Annotated in this window: 15 protein-coding genes; 3 read left to right on the top strand and 12 right to left on the bottom strand. The window is 70.2% G+C overall.

Features of this window, described 5'->3' with window-relative positions; genetic code table 11:
* The 3 genes from ASC56_RS43005 to ASC56_RS00725 all read right to left on the bottom strand — a co-directional run bounded on the left by ASC56_RS43005 (position 1) and on the right by ASC56_RS00725 (position 3,080).
* Positions 1-396 (bottom strand): MMPL family transporter, encoded by a 396-nt coding sequence (locus tag ASC56_RS43005; RefSeq protein ID WP_371330025.1) that lies wholly within the window; start codon positions 394-396, stop codon positions 1-3.
* A gap of 228 nt (positions 397-624) precedes the next feature.
* A complete protein-coding gene (locus ASC56_RS00730; RefSeq protein WP_055489144.1) occupies positions 625-1,494 on the bottom strand; it encodes a polysaccharide deacetylase family protein in 870 nt (289 codons plus the stop codon).
* Positions 1,495-2,123: 629 nt separating this feature from the next.
* A complete protein-coding gene (locus ASC56_RS00725; RefSeq protein WP_055489143.1) occupies positions 2,124-3,080 on the bottom strand; it encodes a hypothetical protein in 957 nt (318 codons plus the stop codon).
* A 249-nt stretch (positions 3,081-3,329) separates the two neighbouring features.
* Between ASC56_RS00725 and ASC56_RS00720 the strand changes: the two genes are divergently transcribed.
* A complete protein-coding gene (locus tag ASC56_RS00720; RefSeq protein ID WP_234376796.1) occupies positions 3,330-4,310 on the top strand; it encodes a serine protease in 981 nt (326 codons plus the stop codon).
* Positions 4,311-4,438: 128 nt separating this feature from the next.
* On the opposite strand, the gene ASC56_RS00715 is transcribed toward ASC56_RS00720, so the two are convergent.
* The 6 genes from ASC56_RS00715 to ASC56_RS37410 all read right to left on the bottom strand — a co-directional run bounded on the left by ASC56_RS00715 (position 4,439) and on the right by ASC56_RS37410 (position 10,285).
* The gene (locus ASC56_RS00715) at positions 4,439-6,076 is read right to left on the bottom strand and encodes an NAD(P)/FAD-dependent oxidoreductase (RefSeq protein ID WP_055489142.1); all 1,638 of its coding nucleotides are present in this window, start codon (positions 6,074-6,076) and stop codon (positions 4,439-4,441) included.
* A 119-nt stretch (positions 6,077-6,195) separates the two neighbouring features.
* Positions 6,196-7,668 (bottom strand): MFS transporter, encoded by a 1,473-nt coding sequence (locus ASC56_RS00710; RefSeq protein WP_055489141.1) that lies wholly within the window; start codon positions 7,666-7,668, stop codon positions 6,196-6,198.
* 474 nt (positions 7,669-8,142) lie between these two features.
* On the bottom strand, positions 8,143-8,610 hold the full coding sequence (locus ASC56_RS00705) for a GNAT family N-acetyltransferase (protein ID WP_055489140.1): 468 nt from the start codon (positions 8,608-8,610) through the stop codon (positions 8,143-8,145).
* Positions 8,607-9,116, bottom strand: coding sequence for a phage tail protein (locus tag ASC56_RS00700; RefSeq protein ID WP_055489139.1), 510 nt, complete (start codon positions 9,114-9,116; stop codon positions 8,607-8,609). Before ASC56_RS00700 ends, ASC56_RS00705 begins: the two co-directional genes overlap by 4 nt.
* Positions 9,094-9,573: a hypothetical protein gene (locus ASC56_RS00695; RefSeq protein ID WP_079102201.1), complete on the bottom strand. Its 480-nt coding sequence runs from the start codon at positions 9,571-9,573 to the stop codon at positions 9,094-9,096. Before ASC56_RS00695 ends, ASC56_RS00700 begins: the two co-directional genes overlap by 23 nt.
* Position 9,574: 1 nt before the next feature.
* Entirely contained in the window at positions 9,575-10,285 is a 711-nt protein-coding gene (locus ASC56_RS37410; protein WP_234376795.1) for a hypothetical protein, read from the bottom strand.
* A gap of 619 nt (positions 10,286-10,904) precedes the next feature.
* Here ASC56_RS37410 and ASC56_RS00690 point away from each other — a divergent pair.
* Positions 10,905-11,438: a ferritin-like domain-containing protein gene (locus ASC56_RS00690; protein WP_055489137.1), complete on the top strand. Its 534-nt coding sequence runs from the start codon at positions 10,905-10,907 to the stop codon at positions 11,436-11,438.
* A 443-nt stretch (positions 11,439-11,881) separates the two neighbouring features.
* The gene (locus ASC56_RS00685; protein ID WP_055489136.1) at positions 11,882-13,318 is read left to right on the top strand and encodes a glycosyltransferase 87 family protein; all 1,437 of its coding nucleotides are present in this window, start codon (positions 11,882-11,884) and stop codon (positions 13,316-13,318) included.
* Positions 13,319-13,423: 105 nt separating this feature from the next.
* Here ASC56_RS00685 and ASC56_RS00680 read toward each other — a convergent pair whose 3' ends face one another.
* The 3 genes from ASC56_RS00680 to ASC56_RS00670 all read right to left on the bottom strand — a co-directional run bounded on the left by ASC56_RS00680 (position 13,424) and on the right by ASC56_RS00670 (position 17,341).
* A complete protein-coding gene (locus tag ASC56_RS00680) occupies positions 13,424-14,158 on the bottom strand; it encodes a carbonic anhydrase (protein ID WP_199835831.1) in 735 nt (244 codons plus the stop codon).
* Positions 14,159-14,385: 227 nt separating this feature from the next.
* Positions 14,386-15,969, bottom strand: coding sequence for an FMN-binding glutamate synthase family protein (locus tag ASC56_RS00675; RefSeq protein WP_055489135.1), 1,584 nt, complete (start codon positions 15,967-15,969; stop codon positions 14,386-14,388).
* A 199-nt stretch (positions 15,970-16,168) separates the two neighbouring features.
* Positions 16,169-17,341, bottom strand: a complete 1,173-nt coding sequence (locus ASC56_RS00670) for an FAD-dependent monooxygenase (protein WP_055489134.1) — start codon at positions 17,339-17,341, stop codon at positions 16,169-16,171.
* Positions 17,342-17,423 lie beyond the last annotated feature (82 nt).

Raw genomic sequence — 17,423 nt, 5'->3', positions numbered from 1 at the left:
TCATCGAACTGGTGCCCGGGATCGCCGGGACGGGCCCCATGGTCCGACATCGTCCGGCGCGACTCCAAATCGCATGCGTTTGTCCTGTATGGCCCAACCAGAACCGCAAAAGGTGCGCCCCTGTGGGTCCTGAGCCGGGAATCGTGCGGCGGCGCCTGCTCGGCCCGTCCGACTCGCGCGCCCACCGGCGTGGGACGCGGTGTGGCGGTGGCATCGCCTGGGAGTGCCCTGTCGGCCCGCCGGACCGGTCGGCGGACCCGTGAGGCAGAGCAGCTTGCCGAGGGCACCGGGCATCCACCAGTTCCAGCGGCCCACCAGGGAGACCAGGGCCGGTAGCAGGAACGTACGGACGACGAAGGCGTCGATCAGCATGCCCATGCCCATGCCCATGCCCATGCCCATGGCCAGGCCGGTCGCGATGACGCGCACCGGAAGGTGCTCGCCCGAGCGTGACACGGCCTCTCGTCCAGGCGTACACCCGTGGAGGTCGGGCCCTGTGCGCGGGAGCCAGGGGTGACGATCAGGGTCGACGACATGGCGGGACTCGTTGCCCCCAGGCCCTGGCGGGCGAATGCGGGCGGCGGCCGGTCCGTAGCCACCTCGATGCCGACGGGCTGGCCGAGCTCATCGGGCGGGTGGCTGGATGTAGTCCTCCAGGCGTGCGACGGCGAACCCCTGCTCCTGGATGTGCTTGAGCATATTGCCGAACATCCGCGTCATCGTGGTGCCCTTGAGCTCCGTGGGCCCGCGGAAGTGGGCGAGGATGATGTCGCCGGGGCGCAGCTTCTTGTCCGCTTCCTGGTACTGCAGGTTGGAGATCTGCATGGACTCCCGCCACCACACGATCGCCCTGGGCCCGCACTCGCCCACCGCGATCTTGGTGTCGCTGTTGTACGCGCCGTAGGGCGGTCGGAAGAGCAACGGCGCGGTGCCGTACTGCTGGGTGAGGACCTTCTGGTCGCCGCACACCTCTTCCTTCTGGCGGGCCAGCGAGACGGTGTTCATCGCGGGATGGTGCAGGGTGTGGTTCTGTATGTGGTTGCCCATCGCCTGCAGCTGCCTGAAGTACGCGTAGTTCGGCTTGATGGCGTCGTTCATCAGGAACATCGTTATCGGGACTTTCAAGTCCCGCATCATCTCGATGAACTTGGGGTCCTTCTCCGCTCCGTCGTCGATGGTTATGAAGACGACCTTCTGCGAGGTCGGTATGTGCGTGAAGACCGGGACCGTTCCGGTGGCGGAGAGTTTGACGGGCTTGTCGGCCGGGGGTTGCGGGGCGGCGGGCAGCGGGGTCAGGCCCCACTTGTGCCAGGCGGCGGCGTCGGCGGTGGCGCTCGGCGCGGTGCTGGGGGTGGCGCCGGTGGGGGTGGGCCGCGACGAGGTGGCGGCCGAACCGGTGCCACCGCCCGCGCCGCAGCCACCGGCTGTCAGGGCAGCCACGACCGCGCCCGCCAGTGCCCCGTAGAACCTGCCCCGCCTGCTGCGCCGCTTCACCGCACCGGTCTCCTGTGAGTCTGCTGTACTGCTTTCGAGTGTGTCAGGAACGGTACCGGGCCGCGAGGAGAGGCTGTTCAGCGGCGGGTGGGACAAGCCCCCTGGCAGGTCACCGTGGGGTTTGTGGCAGCTCCGCCGTGGGCTGCGTCTTCTTCGGCGGGGGCATGATCGGCGGCGGTGTCCGGGACGCGTTCCTGATCACGGCCGCCGGCATTCCGCCGGTCGCGGGCCTGGCCGCGCGGTGCGCACGGCGGGTGCAGCGGCGCGCGAGCCGCGCCGTGGACACCAGCGGCATCGTCGCCGATGCTGCCTGGTACAGCGGCTACAAGTGCGACGGCGTCGTCATCCAATGCCGGGACGGCCACCAGACGGTCCTCATCGGCACCGGGCGGCGTGATGCCCCCCGGTTCTCGGCGCACCGGACACCGCGTCCACCGGCACACAGACCGGTGCCGGACGCGAGGCTCCTCCTGATCCGGCAGCCACAGGACGTGCGGAAGCCGTGTGAGGAGACCGTCATCCGATACCGGAGCAACGGCCTCGGCGCCTGCGCTCGCCGCGATCCAGGGCCGAGAGGCCTCCCCCCGAGGGGAGGTCGTTGCACGGAACTCCTTCCCGGCAGAGCTCGATCACAGGCCGGCGGAGGCCCTGCTTTGCGCCTGCCCGAATTCGGTCAGGGGGTCGCCGCCGACGCGCCAGGGCCAGGCGGTGACCGTGCCGCCGAGTGCCTCGAAGGCCAGACGGGCGTCGTGCCGTCGGTCGGCGGCCATCAGCGCGTAGGCAAGGAGGTTCAGGTCGGCAAGAGCCGCGGCATGGCGCAGGAACTCCGGCCTGACCCAGGTATTGACCGCACGGTCGAGAGCCTGAGCCGCCGGAGCCAGGGACCAGTGGTTGCGCGCCACCAGCGCCTCGACTCCGCCCCGGGCGAGGACGGACTGGTACTGAAGGACCTGGGCCGTGAGTTCCGTCGCCGCGCAGGGCGCGTTCGCGGGCATGCGGGCCGAGAGGGCGTCGACGAACTCCAGTACCTGGATGCGTGAGCCCGCTTCCTGTGGGGTGAGATACCGCAGCATGTTCAGGTACGCCTCGCGGTTCCAGCGGTCGCGGGTGAGCACCTCGTTCCATGCTCCGAACACCTCCCGCTGCGGCCGGCGCTCAAGGCGTGACACCCCCAGCAGCACCACCCAAGGAGTGGGGTCCTCAGGTGCGAGGTCGGCGGCCCGGAAGCAGCTCTCCGTGACGGCGGCGGTGTCCTCCAGGCGCCCCTGGGAGCGGCCACGTGTGAGTTGCGTCCATGCATGCAGGACGAGTGCGCCCGCGTTGCGTGGTTCGCGCCTGGCCCAGGCCCGCGGCAGATGCGATTCGGACAGGTAGTCCGCCAGGACGGACAGGCGGTGCGTACGACGGTCCCAGTCACCCGAGTCCTGGTTCATGAGGCGGGACATCTGAGCTATGCACAGGTCCGCCGTCGCGATCGTGCCGGACATGGTGGTCGCCCGGAGGGACTTCAGAAGTCTGCGCAGGGGCTCGTCGTCGAGCTCGGGGGCAAGGCGCGCCCTTCTTCGGCGGCTTGAGAGAAATGCCATGTCGGGAGGCTATGGGTGACGGGCCTTGACACAAGGCTTTCGCCGGGATCGTTATCAGTTGGGCGTACGGCCTCCCAAGAGAGGCAGGGCGCCGGCGCCCTGGGTCCATCACATGCACTGCTCCGGCACTCACGACCCGGCACCCGCCGGTCGGCTGAGGATCTCCCCGCACACGCGGCAGGCGCTTCTGCCGGGACCGGCACTGCTCCTATGGTGAGCCGTCACTTGTGCCCGCCCGGAGGGGAACTGATGGTGCGTAGGACCAGGATCATCCGATACGCCGCCGCGTGCGCGGCAGCGCTGCTGATCTCTACGGGGCCGGCCCCGGCAGCTTCCGCCGGCGGCGCCCCGCCTCGGCCGAATCGGGTCGCCGTACAGCTCAACGCCTACTGGACACCGGCCCGGATGGCGGCCGCCCGGCCCGGCGACACCCGCAAGGGCGCCGAGGCCGGGCCGATCGCCCACGCCGTCTCCCCGGCGGTGGACGGACCTCAGCCCGGTGAGTACATCCCGCCCAGCAGAAGCTTCGACGGCATGCCCCAGGCCGGCACCTTCTTCTGGACCGACGCCACCGGCACCGGGCGCACCTGCAGCGGCTCCGTGGTGCGCGGCCCCGGCCATGCCCTGGTGCTCAGCGCCGGACACTGCCTGAAGGGGTACTCCGGCACATCCCCCAAGCGCCACCTCGGCTTCGTGCCGCAGTACCACGACGGTCTCAAGCCCTTCGGTATCTTCCCGGTCCGCACCAACGGCGTCTATGTCTCGCAGCAGTACTACGACCTGGGCGAGCATGCCGGGGCCGAGTACGACTTCGCCTTCGCCGTCACCGAGCCCAACCAGGACGGGACGCTGCTCCAGGATGCGGTCGGTGGGGTGCAGTTGCTCACCGGGACGGGGTACTACCACGCCCCGGTGCGGATGATCGGGTATCCGGCGGGGGCGCAGAAGCCGCTGGAGTGCTGGAGCTGGACCACCAAGTGGGCCAGCGACGACCCGGCCGACCCGGGCACCTTTCCGCGCATCGCCTGCGACGCCTTCGTGGGCGGGACCAGCGGCGGACCGATGCTGGTGCCGTGGTCGGGCGGCTGGGCGGTGATCGGGGTGATCGGCGGCTACCACACCGGCGGCAACACTCCGCAGGTCTCCTACAGCGCCTACTTCGGCGCCGCCACCCAGGCCCTCTACCGCGCCGCGATCACCAGCGCCCCACCCGCAGGCCCGACTCCCTGAGCCGGGCCGGGCTGTCTCTGTTCGTGGGTGCCGCGTTGGCGGTGGATGGGTGCCGTCGGCCCCGGGGGCTTCGTCACCGGCGATGACCGTGCATCTCCTCGCCCAGTCGCCAGTTCGCCGTCTGCGCTTCACCGGCCTCCGAACGGTCGTGCCCTCACGCGCGTGAGGTGGTGGGGAAGTCGTCGGCGCGTGTGGTGGATGAGTTGCTGTGCCACGAGGTGTCCCGAGCCTCCGCCGAGGCCGGGGCCGGGGTGCGTGGAGGCGCCGATCTGCCACAGGCCCGGCACGGGCGTGGCGTGGCGGGGCGCACCGGGCAGCGGGCGCCACAGCAGGTTCTGATCGAGTTCGGTAGAGCCTCCGTAAGGGTCTCCGAAGGCCGCGTTGAGGTTGTACGAGGACAGGTCGGCCGGGGTGACGGCGTCCCACGCGAGCACCTTGCCGTACACGTCGGGCGCGTGGCGCGCCACGCGGGCCAGAACCCGGTGGACGTAGCCCGCGGTCAGCTCCTTCGTCCAGCCGCCGCTGATGTCCAGTTCGCCCGCCGCGTCGCCCGCCGGTTCGTACGGCAGTTCCTGGAGCTGGAGCCACAGGGCAGCGGCGCCCTCCGGCACCCGCGAGGGGTCGAGGACGTGCTGCTGGCCGACGACCACCGTGGGTGTGCGCGGCAGCAGGCCGGCCTCGGCCTCCGCGCACGCGATCGCGGTGCTCGCCGATCCGTCGCTCAGGTGCAGCAGCGGCACGGTGGCCAGGCGTTCATCGCGCCAGGCGAGCGGCGCCGAGAGGGCGACGTGGATTTGGAGCGCGGCACGACCGTAGCGGAAGCGCCGGGCCTGGGCGCGGACGGCGGGCGGGACCGGGGCTTCCTGCGGCAGCAGTTGCCCGTACAGGGCGGTCGGGGTGACCGACGCGAGGACGGCGCTCCGCGCCCGGACCGTGTCGCCGCCCGCGACGACGCCGCTGACCTTGCCGTCCGTCAGGAGCAACCGATCAACCGGTTGTCCGGTGCGGATGTCCACCCGCAGTTCGTCCAGCAGCGTCTCGAAGGCGCGGACGAAGTTCTGGGCGCCGCCCGCCACCACGGGCAGGCCGAAGCCGTGCATCGTGGCGGCGAGGACGGGGAGCATCAGACCACCGGAGGCGTGGTCGGGCGACAGCCCGCAGTGCAGCAGCCACGGTGCCCACAGCAGATCTGGCTCATCGCCACGGAACTCACTGCGGCAGTACGACCGCCTGCTGGTCAGGGCGGCGCGGAGCCAAGCCTCGGCGCCCGCCAACCGCTCCCGGCGCATCAGCTGCACGGCGTGCTTGAGGCTCCGGGGGGAGCGCAGGTCGCTGCCCATGAGACCGCCGATGGCCTCGGCGTTGTCGACGAACCGCTGCAGCATCGCGAGGTAGGCGTTCCGGTCCCCGGCGTGGGCGAAGCCATCCGCCGTCGCGACGGGGTCGCGATGGGCGAGGACGACGCGGCCTTCGTCGGTGACCGTTCCGGTGAGGAGGTCGTCGGTGTTGCGGTACTCCAGGCCGTGGCGGTGCAGGTCCTCGCCGAGGGCGGCGTAGGCACTGCCGGAGATGAACAGCGGGTGCCACGAGGAGTATGTGTCGTGCAGGTAGCCCGGCAGGGTCCGCTGCTCGGTGGCGATGAACCCGCCCAGGCGCTCGTTGCGTTCGACCAGGGCCACCGACCAGCCTGCCCTGGCCAGTTCGGCGGCGGCGACCATGCCGTTCACACCGGCCCCGACGATGACGGCGTCGACCGTACGTTCCATGGATACTCCTCGGGATCGTTGCTCGGGGAGAGCCACTGCCCGGTCCCGGCGCAGTGGCCGTGCGCAGTGGCCGTACGCAGTCGCCCTGCAGGACGGCACACCGATTCCCCGGTCGCGGGTCACGGGGGAGTGGGCCGGGGGGCGAGGTTGGTGGCCTGGGCGCCGGAGAGTTCTTCGAGGGAGCAGCCGCGGGGTTCGATGCGGAAGGCGAGAGTGACGAGGAATCCGCAGGCGCACGCTGCGGCCACCGCGTAGAGCAGTGCGGCCTCGCCGATGCCCTCGAGCAGTACCGGGAAGAGGAACGTCCCCAGGGCCGCTCCGAGTTTGCCGCATCCGGCAGCGAAGCCATGCCCCGCCGCGCGCATCTCGGAAGGGAACACCTCGGCGGGCAGAGCGAACGTGGTGGCGTTCGGCCCCAGGTTCATGAACGTATTGAACATTCCGAACCCCAGCATCACCATACCGAGATGAGCGTTGGCTCCCCCGGGTAGCCGGCTGCCGACCGCCAGGACACAGAGCGCGATGGCCATCACCGCGAAGCCGATCAGTTGCAGCGGCACCCGGCCCATCCGGTCGACCAGCAGGATCGCCAGGGCGAATCCGACGACCAGGAAGACGTCCAGCAGGGCGGTGCCCTTGGTGGAGACGATGTCGTCGGCGATGAACGTGGTGTTCGGGCGGCCCAGTGCGAGCGAGGCCAGCAGGGTGGGAGTGAAGATGCCCACTCCGTAGGTTGCGATGTCCATGAGGAACCAGGGCACCGCGGTGAAGACGGTACGCCTGCGCCATGGACGGGAGAAGAGCTGCGGCTGGAGGAACGCCTTCAGTCCCTCCTGCGGTGGCTCGTGCCGCTCCTTGTCCGCGGCGGTCACCTGGACGGGAGCGCCGACGAGTGCCCGGCCGACCTGACGCGCCTCCCGTTCGCGCCCGTTCTGGGCGAGCCAGCGGGGACTCTCGGGCACACGGCGGCGCAGCCAGATGATGGCCAGGGCCGGTACCAAACCGAATCCCAGCATGAGGCGCCATGAAGTCACCTGTGGCGAGACCTCAAGGATCACCACCCCTGCCGCCGCCCCCAGCACGATGCCCGCCGCCTGCAGACTGAAGGCGCTGACCAGCCACCGTCCACGGTTCCTGGCCGGCAGGATCTCCGCCAGGTAACTCGCGGCGATCGGATAGTCGAGACCAACCGCTACGCCCAGCGCCAACCGGAAGGCCATCAGGGACCAGACGTCCCACGCTGCCGCGCACAGCACTGAGAAGATGACGAACAGCCACAGATCGACCCGGAAGATCCTGCTGCGCCCGATCCGGTCTCCCAGCGGCCCCAGCAGCGCGGCGCCGAAGACCGAACCCACGATCGCCGCTGCCGACAGCATGCCCTTCTCGACGGCGCTCACCGAGAAGTCGGCGGAGATGAGTGGGTTGGCGACTCCGATGATGAAGAAGTCGAAACCGTCAAGGAGAATGCCGAGGCCGGCCAGCAGCCAGAACCTGACATGCAAACGGGACATTGTGGCGTCGTCCAGGGCTTCGCCCAGAGGGCGCGCCCGGTCGAACGTGTGCTTCCTGGGCGGTGTCTTGGTGGTCACGCCATCCTCACCAGTAGCTCCGGAACAGGGCTCGCCGCATGCCATCCTCCGGACGGAACCTCAACGGGCGTGGGACGACGGGCGATTCGGCTTCGCCAAGGCACTCGAATGGACGAACCCGTCGTGTGAGTTACCACGGCAGGTTCGCCCGTCGGCCGACATCGCGGGTGCCCCCTTGGCGACGAGGGCTCTTCCGCCGTAGTGGGGACCACCGGACAGGCGGGGTGCCCCTGCCCGACCGCCATGAGGCGCGACGACCTGGTCAACCTGGAGCCGCCCGCCTGCGGGCCGGGCCAGCCAGTCCGGAAGAGCCGCACCTGCGGCCGGCCTGATCCCCGAAGCGGTCCGTCGACGCATTGGCCGGAGCCGGGTGCCTGAGTCGCGGCCTGGGCTTCGCCCGGGAATTCATGATCAAGGCGCCCGCGTGGTCGTCTCCGCTGCCGGCTCAACCGGGCCCCACAAGCTCAGGGGCACTCACGAACGCAGTGGTGGCCGGTGGAGGTGCAGATCGAGTTCGTCGCCTCCGTACGGCGTGAATCCCAGGCGGGTGTAGATGCGTTGGCCGGGCAGGTTGGTGCGGGCGACACTGAGGCGGAGTGCGCCCCTGTGACGCATGAGCGCCGCGGTGGCCAGGCCCCGTCGACGGAACTCGGGGGCGACCGCGAGGTCGACGACGCGGCAGGACCCGTCGTCTCCCGGCTGCGACAGACGGATCCGGCCGGCCGGTACGCCGTCGGCCTCGATGATGTCGAGCTGCCCGGGCGGATGGCGCTCCCGCCAGTCGCGTTCGCGTGCGTCGTACTGCAGGCGCAGCAGGCACTCGCGTTCACGCTCGGGCCACGCGCCGAGGCCGAGGGTGGCATCGAGGACGGTGGCGAAGAGGCGGCGCAGGAAGTCGGTGTCCGAGTCTTTCTGCGTCCGGAAGGTGACGGTGGTGGTCATGGTCGTGCCGGGAAGATCCCTTGGAGCGCGATGATGAAGTTGACGCAGAGGAACGGCTGCACGTTGGGGTGCGGCTGGCCTCCTCCGGTCGTGCCGATGGCTGCCTGGTGCATGGCGGTTCCTGGGGTCTGCGTGCTGTAGTAACCGCCGTTGCTCGGGGCGGCTCCCGCAACCCGGTTGCTGTCCTGACGTGCGGCGACGCCGTTGAGCGCATGGGTGTGCGAGGGGACCTGGCTGGTGTCGAGCGTGACGGTCTCCGTGCCGCCGGACTCGCCGAGGAAACGGGGGGACAGCCCGGGGCCCTGGCCTTGGTGCATGGGCACGCGGCCGCGCAGATCGGGGAGGGCGAAGGTCGTCGTGCCGTTGCCTCCGTAGGTGGTGCCGAGGAGGGAGAACAGGGCGGTGTTCTGGGAGATGGGCAGCAACTGGCCGTCGCACATGGCCCAGCCGACGGGAGCGAAGTTGAAGCCGACCATCCGAATTTCACCGAGAAACGGTTCCGACACCGTTCAGCGCCTTTCCGCTGCCGTTCAGGGGCAGCCACGTGTTGACCACGGCCCGGAAGCGGGCCTCTCGCCCGGTGGGGCTGAGGAAGAGTGGCGAGTGACCGAGGACGGGGTGGTGAAGGGCGTGGATGCCCTCGTCCAGGGGCGGGCCCGACCGCTGGGCGAAGCGGATCGTGAAGACTTCACCGCGGCCCGGCATGCGGTTGTTACGAGTGATGCGCGACAGGTCCTCGACGCGGTCCACGCTCAGAACCGTGCCCGGCCGATCGACGACACGCAGCTCGGATCCGACGAGGGACCTCCACACGGCCAGCGAGCGCACGGGGACAGAGCCGGCACCGGCGTGCTCGGCCCGGGTCGCGGCTGCCGCCTGCCCGGCGCCGACATGTGAGGGAACCGCGCAGGCCGCGCCGAGGGCGACCGCATGCAGCACAAATCTGCGTCTGGCCACGGTCATATCAGGGTTCCAAGTCCGTGGACCAGCGGACATCGCGCAGGGGCGAGCCGGCGGCGTGGCGGACCTCCGCGGCAATCGTGTCACCCGCCGCGAAGGCGATGGGGGTTGCCGCGACCGCGACGCAGGTGCCGGTCGCGTCGGTGGTGCAACTCAAAGCCGTTGATGCGCCGTTGCGGACGATGGTGACGGTGACGTTCGGTGCCGCCTCCCCGACCGTTGCCCGGAGAACGCTGACATGGTGCGCGCCCGGCAGCGACGTGCCGGCGGCGTCGGCCGTGGGCTCCAGATTGGCCTGCCCGGTGGCACCGACGAAACCGTCCGTCTCGGTGGCGTCGACGAAGCTGACAAGACCGGCGAGAACGGAGGGCCCGCCCGTTCCTGGCTGCCCTGGCTGTCCCGGTGGTCCTGGCTGTCCCGGCGGTCCCGCAGGACCCGGCGGTCCCGATTGCCCCGGCGGCCCCGATGGTCCCGGCGGTCCGGCCGGTCCCTGAGGCCCAGGCTGCTGGAGTCGGTGCCACGACAGTGGCCGCTCATGCCGACGGCACCTCTCGCCGTCCGGCACGATACGCAGAGCCCCCGTGCGCTTGTCGTAGCAGGCGTGGATGACCTTGTCGGAGCCGCCGTGCTGGGGCGGCGGCGGATCGGCATGAGCCGGGAGGCCGAACAGCGCGAGCGAGCCGAGAGTCGAAACCGCTCCCGACAGGGTCCCCACGCGCAGGTGCACCCTGCCTGCCGCCGGGCGAGATCTGAGACGGGACACACGGCCTCCGTGATGAGTGACGGGACGTCAGGCGGATTCGTACGGGCAGGAGGCCGGGCACGCGGGGCGACGTCGGCCAGGGCCTCATGGGCCTCCGATGGGCGAATGCGTGCAGATCGTGTCATTCCCCAGTCGCCCGGCCAGGCGACGACACGGCGGCGTACACCCGCTTGGAACCGTCGCGTTGCGTCGGCCGACGGAACCGAGCGGGCGGATCGCGTTCCATTCCGGTCTGGCTGAGGCTGCCGCAGAGGTCAGCCCACGCCGACAGTCCATCCCTGAGGTAGAGATTGACCGTAAAGCTCAACTTGAGCTTTACGGTCTGATCGATGGATCCGCACGGGCGGCCGGCTGTCGGCGGCCGGCCGGACATGTACGAGCTGACGCCGGCGACTGTGACGAGATTCCGCCTTCACGGCCTGTCGCTCTTCACGGATGGCATGTCGACGTGAGCGTGCGGGTCAAAAGGCTGCGTCGAACCGGTCATTCTCAGCCGCACGCCGTAGCCGTGAACAACCAGGCGGGGAAGGGTCTGCTGCCGAGGCATGATCGAGCAGAGGAACGAGCAGACATGACTGACTCATTCGTCCTGGACGTCACCAGGATCCGTGAAGAAGCCCAGCGGAAGATGGAGGCGGGCCCGGTCACCGATAGCTACGGCCTGGACAAGGACCGGGTGATGGCTGTCCTCAACGACGTGATCGCCACGGAAGTGGTGTGCTGGCTGCGATATACCCGCCATGCGATTTCCGCCATCGGCATTGACCGTGCCCAGGTGTCAGCGGAGTTCACCGAGCACGCGGCCGCGGAGATGCGGCATGCCATCCGGGCTGCGGAGCGTGTCTCGCAGCTCGGCGGGGACCCCGACTTCGACCCGGCAACGCTGACCGAGCGCGCTCACACCGACTACACCACGCCGTCTCGAGAAGACCTCAAGGCGATGCTGGAGAGCAACCTGCTTGCCGAACGGATCGTGATCTCCACGTACCAGGAGATCATCCGCTGGCTGGGCGACCACGACCCCACTACGCGCCGGCTGATGGAGTCGATCCTGGAAGAAGAGGAAGAGCACGCCGACGACATCGTTGACCTGCTTGGCGTCTGACCATCGATACCGGGATTGAACAAGAGGAGCTGGTGCTGCCGAGCCGCCAGGTCTTCAGCGTGGCCACGGCTCTCTCGCCCCTCGGGAGGTGGTGGAGCGGGCGAGGACTGCGCGGTCAGTGTCGGAGCCATGGCCTGGATCGCCTTGCGGTGGCCGTCCAACAGGAAGACCTAGGGCGGTCCTATTGGACACGATGGGGTAACCCATATTTCACCTAGACGTTTTTCGCGTGGCGCTCATTGCGCGTACCTTCAAGCCGAGTTCTGGAACCCGATCGACCAGTGCGGCTTTGTTTGGGCCCACGTATCACGAAGGCCGAGGCCATAGGCGTGTCAGGCAATCTGTTGTCTTCTTCGGCCTCGAAGGGGCATGCCGATTCCCGCCCGCCTGTCGCGGCGGGCCCGAGCGGCTCTGACGGTGGCAGGGCTCTCGGCAACGGTGCGTTGCTGGCATGCGTCGGCTGTGTTCTCCTCACGATCGTTCTGGGCCTGCTGGGACCGTCCGCCGTCGAGCCCCTGTTCGGGCCCGCCGGGTACCTTCCGCCGTGGTTCTGGAACGTTCGGCCGCCGGACCTTCTCATCTGGGTGCTCGTCGCCGTGGTGCTGCTGCTCGGCACCGCCGCCGTGATCGCCGGGCTCGCCGCGACACGCCGCGGATGGTCGCCCCGCCCCCGCGGGTTGCTCACTGCCGGCACGCTCGCCGTCGTCGGCCTGGTGTGCGTGCCGCCCATGGGCACCACGGATCCGCTCAACTATGCCGCGTACGGCCGGATGGCCGCCCTCGGGCTCGACCCGTACCGGGTGACGCCCTTCGGGCTGGCCCAGGACGGCGACCCGATCGGGCAGTTGTCGATCGCGGAACCGTGGTTGCACAACCCGTCGGTCTACGGGCCTCTGGTCACCGCGACCGAATGGGCCGCCTCGCTGGTCGGCGGCACCTCGATGCTGCGCACCGTGTGGATACTGTCCCTGCTCAGCGGTGCCGCGTTCGTCGCCACCGGGGCGCTCCTGCTGCGTCTGGCCGGACCGGATCCGCAGCGGCAGGTGCGCTCGCAGCTGCTGTGGACGCTCAACCCGGTGCTGCTGTGGAACCTGGTGGTGGGACCCCACGTCGATGTGCTCGGCGCGTTCTGTGTGGTTGCCGCCTTCTGGGCGCTGCGTCGTTCCGGTCTCGCCGCCGGCCTCGCGCTCGCGGCGGCGACCGCGGTCAAGCTCACACTGGGAATCTTCGCGCTGCCCTTCGCATGGAGCATGCGGCACGACCGACGCCTCCTGGTCGCCGCCACGTCGGCCGGTGTACTGGTGCTGGCGCTCGGTTACGGCTTGGTGCCACGGGCCGTCCGCAATGCCGCGGCCGTCAGCAACCAGCCCGTGGTCGGTTCCCCGTGGCCGCTGCTGCAGCGCAGACTGCTCACACCGCTGTTCGGTTCCGCAGCGGGGCACCTCGTTCCGGTTGTCGAGATCATGATGGTCGTCGGGATAGCCGCTCTACTGCTGGCGGCTCTGCCGCCGGTCGAGGACGGCGCCATCGTCCAGGCGACGGCCCGGCCGGCCCTGGCCCTCGTCGCCGGTTATCTGCTCGGCACCGCCTACGTCCGGCCGTGGTACGACGCGGTCGCCTGGCTCCTCGTGGCTATGCTGCCCCGCTCCTGGTTCGACCTCGTGCTGATCGCGCACACCACCTGCATGACGCTGCCGTTCGACCCCGGTCTGCCGTACCCCCTGCACCCGGACTGGCTCAACGGCGTCGTCCGTCAGACCGGCTACCGCGCCATGCCCTATCTGCAGGCGCTGCTGCTCATCGCCGTCGTCGGCATCTGTCTGTGGCGGATACGCCAGAGACAGGCCGGGACCACAGCCACTCCTCCGCGGCCCGCGTAGGGCGGCCGCCCCTGCACCGCCGGCGGTTCGCCAGGCCCGAGCTGTTGATCATGTTTGCCTCGCTCGGGGCGCCTTGGAAGGCGGACCGCGGCTCGTCCGACCGGTTCAGGAGGGCGCGCCGGTCAGGACTTCCACCTTGCCGGTGTCGAGCGAGTAGTAGGCGCCGACCACGGCAAGGGCGCCCTTTCCCACCAGCGGAGCCAGGTCCCGGTTGGAGCGCAGATCGGTCGCGGTCAATGTGACCTGGGCGCGGGCCATGGTCTCGATCGGGTCGGTGTCCCCTCTCCGGACGGCCTGCTCGTACGCCGGCCGCAGAGCCTTGACGATGGCCTGCAGATTGCCGGGCAGCGGTTTGCCCTCACGAATGGACGTGTACGCCGCCTTGACTGCGCCGCAGCGCTGGTGTCCGAGGACCACGATGAGGGCGGTGCCGCTCGTCATGGGCCCGTACTCGACGGAACCCGTGACCACCGGGCCGACCGCCTCCCCGCCCGTGCGCATCACGTAGAGGTCGCCCAGCCCGGTGTCGAAGAGGAGTTCGGGCGGCACTCGGGAGTCGATGCACGAGAGGATCGCCCCGAAAGGCTCCTGCTCCTGGGCCAGGAACTGACGCCGGTCGGGATCCCGGTCCGGGTGTTGAAGGTTCCCGCTCACCCAGCGCTTGTTGCCTTCCATCAGTCTCTCGAATGCCGCGGCGGGCGTGGTCGGCCGCGGTGTGGGCGAAGCGCTGATCGCCGACGTGGCGGCCAGCGTCGACGAGCAGCCCGTGAGCGCGACCGTGGCGCCCGCAAGGCCGCCGACCAGCAGAGTTCTACGATCCGCTCGTCCTGCTGTGTCCATCGGTCGTTCTCCTCGGTGCCGTTCAGAGCTGCCCGTACCTCGTGGCCAGGGCAAATTGTTCGCGTCGGGTGGGCGCGGTGGCAGCAGGCGCAAGCGAATTCGGGTCACTTTGCCTCCGACGGCCCACACAGGACTCCCACCCCAGTCGGCGGTTGTCGAGGACGCCGCACTTGGCGCCGAGCGCCTGTGGCATCGCGTTGGCCATCCAGCGGATCGAACGTTCCAGATCACACGGTGAAGCGGTCGGGGTCGGCGGCGTGCCAGTCGGCCGCCCAGGACGCGGGCGGCTCGGCGAGCAACTGCCCGGGCGCCAGCCACTCGTAGAGGTCCTCGTAGGAGCGTTCGGTGTACGGGTCTGTGCGCCGGCGGAGCATGTGCGGACGCAGCTGCGAGGGATCGGCGACGCCCATGGACGCCATGATCTGCAGCGCACTGGCCACGGTCGCTTCCTGGAGGCGCTGGACACGCAGCGTCTTGTCGCCGACGTCCAGGGCGCGGGCACGCCGCGGGTCCTGGGTGGTGACACCGGTGGGGCAGGTGTTGGTGTGGCACCGCTGCGCCTGGATGCAGCCGACGGCGAACATCATCGCCCGCGCGGCGTTGCCGTAGTCGGCGCCCTGCACCAGCCGTTTGACCAGGTCGGTGCCGGTGGCGATCTTGCCGCTCGCCCCGATTCGTATGCGGTCGCGCAGGCCCGTGCCGACGAGAGCGTTGTGCACGGTGAGCAGCCCCTCCGTGAGCGGGGTGCCGACGTGGTCGGCGAACTCCAGCGGTGCCGCGCCGGTGCCGCCCTCGGCTCCGTCCACCACGATGAAGTCCGGGGCCGTGCCCTCCTCGAGCATCGCCTTGCACACGGCGAGGAACTGCCGGCGCGAGCCCGGGCAGAATTTGAAGCCGGTCGGCTTGCCGCCGGACAGCTCCCGCATCCTGGCGATGAAGCGGACGAGTTCGCGCGGGGTGGAGAACACCCGGTGATAGGGGGGAGAGATCACCGTCTGCCCCTCGGGCACGTCCCGGACCCGCGCGATCTCGGCGTTGACCTTCGCTCCGGGCAGAACGCCGCCGATGCCGGGCTTGGCGCCCTGCGAGAGCTTGAGCGACACGCACTTCACGTGGTCGTGCGCGGCCTTGTCGGCGAACTCGCCGGGGTCGAAGTCGCCGTCCTTGGTCCGGCAGCCGAAGTAGCCGGTGCCTATCTCCCAGACGAGGTCGCCGCCCGGCCGCAGATGGTAGTCCGACAGTCCGCCCTCTCCGGTGTCGTGGGCAAAGCCCCCTGCCGCGGCGCCCCCGTTGAGGGCGAGGATCGCGTTCGACGACAGGGAGCCGAAGCTCATCGCCGACACGTTCAGCAGCGCCATGTCGTAGGGACGGCTGCAGCCGGGCCCGCCGATGCGCACCCGCGGCGGCGTCCTCGGCACCGGGCAAGGCGCCATCGACGGGACCAGGAACTCGTAGCCGGGCTGGTAGACGTCGCGCTCGGTGCCGTACGGCTGCTCGGCATCGGTGCCCTTGGCCCGCTCGTAGACGATGCTGCGCACGTCCCGGTCGAAGGGGCGGCCGTCGAAGTTCCGCTCGACGAAGTACTGCTGGAGCTCGGGACGGATCCCCTCCAGGAGGAAGCGGGCATGCCCGAGAACGGGGTAGTTGCGCAGCACCGAATGCCGGCGCTGCAGCAGGTCCCACGCGCCCAGCAGGCCCAGCAGGGCGAGCGGGACGGCGGCGAACCACCACCACGGCGAGATCCACCCCGCGGCGGCGACCGCCGCGAGTGCCGCGGCCAGGGTAAGTACGACCAATCCGATACGTGTCACGCCCCGCTCGTTACCCGGCAGCCGCCGTCCATGTCCTGCGGTGTCGTCAAGAGACCGTCAAGCACGAGTCCGGAGCAGGGCTACGGGCCTGAAGGCGGGGCGAGCGAGCCTGGCCGGCCCAGCGCGGCCGCCCTGACGCCCGGGCGCCGCCGGGTCGGTCGGTCGAGGGCGTCTGCGGGGCCGAGGACGACGGGTCCGCTCAGTCCGTGCTGCCGGCCACGGTGCGGATGTCGGTGTCCCACTCCAGCTGCGCGACCAGTGTGTCGTCGCCGGGGCGAGGAGTGGTCGCTGCCGGGCCGGTGCGCGACGGGGCCCGGGTGCCGCGGGAGATCTGTCCGCTGACGGTGATGTTGTGCTCCACGCGCGGGCGGCGGCACGCTTCGTAGACGGTGAAGGCGCTCGCCACGTCGGGCGCGTCCCGAAGGGACTTGGCGAGGATCACTGCGTCCTCCAGCGCCATCGAGGCCCCTTGGCCCGTCGCGGGGGAGGCCGCGTGCGCGGCATCGCCGATGAGGATGGTCCGCCCGGAGCGCCACGGCGTCCCGAGCGGTATCTCGGTGGCGTTGGTGACCATGATGCCGTCGGAGGAGGCCGCGACGATGTCCGCGGCGAGGGTGGCGTCCTCGCGCAGCAACTCGACGAGCTGTCGGCGCCATGGGGAGGGCGTACGGGGGGCGAGTTCGTCGGCGGACAGGGCCTCACCGGCGACGCGGGCGAACCAGTACGTCTCCTTCTCCGGCGAGACCGCGTAGCCGAAGGCGGCCGGCCCGCCCCGGACCATGGTGATGTGGCCGGTGTCCTCCGCCGCAGGGGCGCAGCGGGCGTACCCGTAGAAGACGCGCTGTCCCGCGTACACAGGCCGCACGTCGGGGGCGATCGACCGCCGGACGGTCGAGTTCAGGCCGTCGGCGCCGATGAGCAGGTCCCCGGTCGCGGCGCTGCCGTCGGCGAAACGCGCGGTCACCCGGTCCGGGCCGTTCTCGATGGACACGAGCCGGGCGCCGTGCGAAAGGCCTATACCCCGGCGGGTGACCTCGGCCTGAAGCGCGGCGTTCAGCGCGCCTCGGCGCAGGCACCGGTACCGCAGGAGCGCGTCGCCGGCCTCTCCCAGGGGCGCGTGGGCCACCTCGTCACCCCGGTCGTCGAGAAGCCGCATCGAGCTCAGCGGAAAGCCGACGGAGGTGACGGCGTCCGAGGCGTCGAGCTGCGCCAGGGCACGCATGCCGTTGCTCGCCAGGGTCAGGAACGCTCCGATGTCCTCGGCCGTGTCGGGGTGCGCCTCATGCACTGCGGCATCGAATCCCGCCTTGTGCAGGGCCAGCGCTGCCGCCGTACCGGCGATCCCGCCACCGATGACCAATATGCGTTTCACGTTCCCACTCCGCTCTCATACGCGGGACCCCACGCGGTCGCCGACATGACAGATGAACTCCCACCCGACTGCGTTGGTTTCG

Origin of the sequence: Streptomyces sp. TP-A0356 (assembly GCF_001417775.1) — a bacterium.
Classification (GTDB): domain Bacteria; phylum Actinomycetota; class Actinomycetes; order Streptomycetales; family Streptomycetaceae; genus Streptomyces.
Note: the sequence above shows the minus strand (reverse complement) of the source record. Positions and strands in the feature narration are given on the sequence as shown.